The 3987-nt window shown below is 40.2% G+C and carries 5 protein-coding genes and 1 pseudogene; 2 read left to right on the top strand and 4 right to left on the bottom strand.

What is annotated here, in order from left to right; all coding sequences use genetic code 11:
* Both bshC and ACTHJT_RS15670 read left to right on the top strand, forming a co-directional pair.
* A partial coding sequence (bshC, locus tag ACTHJT_RS15675; RefSeq protein ID WP_440239911.1) for a bacillithiol biosynthesis protein BshC occupies window positions 1-768 on the top strand: 768 nt, incomplete at its 5' end.
* A complete protein-coding gene (locus ACTHJT_RS15670) occupies window positions 761-1339 on the top strand; it encodes a 5-formyltetrahydrofolate cyclo-ligase (protein WP_440239909.1) in 579 nt (192 codons plus the stop codon). The genes bshC and ACTHJT_RS15670, both read left to right, overlap by 8 nt.
* A 146-nt stretch (window positions 1340-1485) precedes the next feature.
* Here the strand turns inward: ACTHJT_RS15670 and ACTHJT_RS15665 are convergent, their stop codons facing one another.
* From ACTHJT_RS15665 to ACTHJT_RS15650, 4 genes and pseudogenes are all read right to left on the bottom strand, one after another.
* Complete coding sequence (locus tag ACTHJT_RS15665) at window positions 1486-1845, bottom strand: DsrE family protein (protein WP_440239907.1); 360 nt, start codon at window positions 1843-1845, stop codon at window positions 1486-1488.
* Between the two features lie 6 nt (window positions 1846-1851).
* A complete protein-coding gene (locus ACTHJT_RS15660) occupies window positions 1852-2049 on the bottom strand; it encodes a tautomerase family protein (RefSeq protein ID WP_440239905.1) in 198 nt (65 codons plus the stop codon).
* 24 nt (window positions 2050-2073) lie between these two features.
* Entirely contained in the window at window positions 2074-3633 is a 1560-nt protein-coding gene (locus tag ACTHJT_RS15655) for an OmpA family protein (RefSeq protein WP_440239903.1), read from the bottom strand.
* 129 nt (window positions 3634-3762) lie between these two features.
* Window positions 3763-3987, bottom strand: a pseudogene (locus ACTHJT_RS15650) (beta-ketoacyl-[acyl-carrier-protein] synthase II); the annotation flags it as partial.

The raw sequence follows: 3987 nt of genomic DNA, 5'->3' as shown, positions 1-3987 counted from the left end.
GTTAATTTATTTTATATTAAAGAGAGCATCCGGGAACGTATTGAAAGACAAGGAGAAGTTTTTACTATCCTCAATACTGATATTCGTTTTTCTGTAGAAGAAATAAAAGCAGAGCTGGCTCAGCATCCGGAACGGTTCAGTCCGAATGTGGTATTACGTCCGTTGTATGAAAGCACCATCCTGCCTGACATTGCTTACGTTGGCGGTCCTGGTGAAATTGCCTATTGGCTGCAGCTGAAAGAAGTGTTTCATGCATATAATACGTTCCTGCCTGTAATCTTCCCGCGGATGTTTTCCGGAGTTATTACCCGGCAGCAATATACAAAGCTGAAAAAGGCAAAGGTTAGTCTTACTGAATTGTTTTTGAATGAATTTGATCTGAAGCAGGTGATCGTTTCACGTTCCATCCAGGAAGATATTTCAATCGAAACCCAGGTAAACGAAATTACCAGGGCTTTTGACAGCATTACGGAAATAGCTGCAACGGTTGATGGTTCGCTGCAAAGCTGGGCCCAGGCAGAGAAGGCAAAAACCTTGAAGCAAATGGATGATATTGAAAAAAAATTGCGTAAAGCGGAAGAACGCAAGCATGAAGACCTGATCAAAAGTGTATTGGGCATACGTGATAAAATATTGCCGAACGGAAAACTGCAGGAGCGTCAGGAATCGGTATTTACATTCCTGGTGAACGATGAAGCATTGATCGGAAAGCTATATGAGTCGCTGGATCCTTGTACATTCAATATACAAATGTGCTGTTATGAATAAAGACGCTGCACGCAAATTATACACCAGCAAACGAAAGGAACTTTCCACCGGAGAGATACGGGAAAACAGCAAGTCGATTGCTGAAACCTTTATCAAATCTGATCTGTGGAAGAACTGTACAGTGATTCATATTTTTATTTCTATTCCGGATAAAGCGGAAATAGATACTTCTTTTCTGATTGATTTCTTTTTTGAACAACATCCCGAAATAAAAATCTGTACATCCATCATTGATACCAACGGACAGGATCTGCTGCATACTTGTATTACTCCGTCTACTACTTATATTCCAAACAGATGGAACATACCGGAACCGGTTGAACGGCTTGCTGTGCATGAACAGGATATTGATCTGGTGCTGCTGCCTTTGCTGGCTTTTGACAGCAAAGGAAATCGGGTAGGATACGGCAAAGGTTTTTACGATCGTTTCTTACAGAATTGTAAATCGGAAGTTATCAAAGTTGGCTTGAGTTTTTTCCGGCCAACAGATGAACTCATTGAGGCCGATACCTGGGATGTACCGCTGGATTATGGAATCAGTCCGGATCAATTATATGCATTTAAGAAGTAATTATGGAACCTCCTTATTCAATGGTATGTCAATGTTGTTTTTATTTAGCTTAGTAGTATTTCAATGGGTAGCCAATTACCTGATCATTAAAAAAGTAATATATATAGTTGTCACTTGCCTGTTTACTGACAACTGTTTACTTTCTACTAGCTGCCTGCTTTTATATAGCTCCAGCCTTCGTGCTGTTTAATAATGATATGTGCCAGCGCTGAAGGTACTATTGTAACAAAGGGCAGGAAGTTACTGGCGGTAAGATTTTTCTGGTTCAGTGTATTCCGGCAAACGGTAAATTGTATTCCCTTCTGATGCTGTACTTCAAGTATATTGGTGAAAGGTGATTCCTGCAGTACAAGGTCAATGCCTAAACCGTTCATCACAACCTCAACGGATATTTTTTCAAAAGCATTGAGAATATTGTTCAATTGTCCGATGGTTGCTTTCTGCACCAGCACCTCATTGTTCGAAAGTTGTATTATAACTTTATATGCGGTCAGTGATTTTTCCAATGGAATTTATTTTTTTCGTCTTATTGTAACGGTTTCTCCGCCGATACCCCAGTTATCTGTTGGTACTTCATCGATTACAACAACTGTTGTCTGAGGATTTTTATCCAGAACTTTCTGCAGCAGGTCTGTTACACCTTTGATCAACTCCGCTTTTTGTTCGGGAGTGACTCCATCATCTGTTATTTTAATATTTACGTAGGGCATACAAACAGAAATTTAAATGATGTGTTAAAGTTTTAAAATGACAAACTCTACGCGCCTGTTCAATTTCTTAGAATCTTCTGTATCATTGCTGGCTACAGGTTTTGCTCCGCCAAAGCCTTTCACAAGGATGCGGTTTTCTGCAATGCCTTTTCCTACTAAATATTTTTTTACAGCAGTTGCCCTGTCCAGTGAAAGCTGCACATTCAATGCCGGATCCCCAACATTATCGGTATGTCCATCGATTTCGATTTCCATGGTTGGATTGGCAACAAGAAGATTGTACAGGCGGTCAAGCTCTACGATGGACTCATTTCGTAACGTGGACTTACTCATATCAAAAAAGATATTGGTAAGCTGAATGGTTTGTCCTACTTCAATCGGCACCAATAGCAGATCCTGTCTGATCTCTTTATACTCAGCTACGGTAGTCAGATCAAGGTTGTTGGATACCGGAATATAGTTGGTACCGTTGGCATTGAAACTGTATTGGGCACCGTAAGGAAGAACCATGTTATAATTTCCTGTGACCGGGTCTGATATGGCTTGACCTATTTCTTTGCCCGTGGTTAACGAATTGTATGTGATGCTTGCAGAGATTGGTTGCTTGGTTTTAGAGTTTACTACTTTTCCTTTTACAAGCACAACCGGGTTTGGCCGTTCGTTGTTTTTAAGTTTGATTCGTACAATATCACTCAAGCCATATCCGGATCTGTTTGAAACCATGTAGGCATATTCGCCTTTGGCATCCAGTGCATAGTAAGCATCCCAGCCGGTTGTGTTTATATGTTCATCCAGGTTTATGGGCTCAGACCAGTTGAGCCAGGTATTATCTAAGCGCTTTGACATCCATATGTCGCGGCCGCCTTTGCCGCCCGGACGATCCGATGAAAAATATAATGTTGCGTTATCAGATGCAACGAAAGGCGTTGATTCAGTATATGTTTTTGTATTCAGGTTTTTTATTGCCTGTGGTTTTGACCATTTGTTCGGTCCGGTTTTAAAACATACATAAAGATCATTGATCTCATCCTTTGAAACATTTTTATAATTCTTCACCGGAAATTTTGAAAAAGACAACAGCAGGGTTTTACCATCCGGGCATACATAGAGGGATGTGTAAGCACCTTTACTCATTCCTTCAAAAGAAGGAATATCCAATTGCTGCGGATCACTCCAGCCTGTTTTTGTTTTGAACAGGTATGAAAACCCGGTGCCTGTATATTCACCATTCTGATAACCGCCACGGATGTATATGATGTTACCGTCCGGACTGATGGATTCAATGCTGTTGTAACGTCTCAGATTGAACGGTTTGCCCATGTGCCTGGCTTTAGACCAATGACCTGTAGAATCCATTTCAGAATACCAGATATCTTCGGCATCGTCATAATAGTTGGACTTGGTATTGGAAGGGTGACCCTGGATAACGTAATAAATGGTTTTACCATCCGGTGATAAGATCGGGCCTATATCATCGTATTTGCTGTTGATATTCGGTCCCAGGTTCTGGCGGATGCTATCCTGTGAAAATAATAAAGTATGGGTAATTGTATAAGTGAATAAAATAAGCAGAAACTTCTTCATACATAAAATTTATATAGACTGTAACTATAATTCATGCAAAGGATAAAACGCTTTACCATGAAAGATATTTTTCCTGAAGTATGAATACGTTACCAGAAGTAATCTAGTTATTCCTCTATAAAAAGACAATCAAATTATTTTCTTTATTTTTTTCACCATTAAGGCTGCAATATGACCGCCAAATCCGAATGTATTGCTGATGGCAACATTTACTTCCTTGGAAATGGCTTTGTTCAGAACCAGGTTCATATTTTCGTAGCCTGCTTCAATGGATTCTGTGTTGATGGTAGGGGGAATCTGATCTTTTTGTACTGCCTGAATACAGATGATTGCTTCAATGGCGCCTGCAGCACC

Origin of the sequence: Cytophaga sp. (assembly GCF_051961495.1) — a bacterium.
In the GTDB taxonomy this organism is placed as follows: domain Bacteria; phylum Bacteroidota; class Bacteroidia; order Cytophagales; family Cytophagaceae; genus Cytophaga.
This window is presented reverse-complemented; position numbering and strand designations above follow the sequence as displayed.

Bases quoted from the DNA above. Each gene is read 5' to 3' on its own strand.
- ACTHJT_RS15655 (WP_440239903.1), bottom strand. From the start codon at position 3,633: ATGAAGAAGTTTCTGCTTATTTTATTCACTTATACAATTACCCATACT.
- ACTHJT_RS15670 (WP_440239909.1), top strand. From the start codon at position 761: ATGAATAAAGACGCTGCACGCAAATTATACACCAGCAAACGAAAGGAA.
- ACTHJT_RS15660 (WP_440239905.1), bottom strand. From the start codon at position 2,049: ATGCCCTACGTAAATATTAAAATAACAGATGATGGAGTCACTCCCGAA.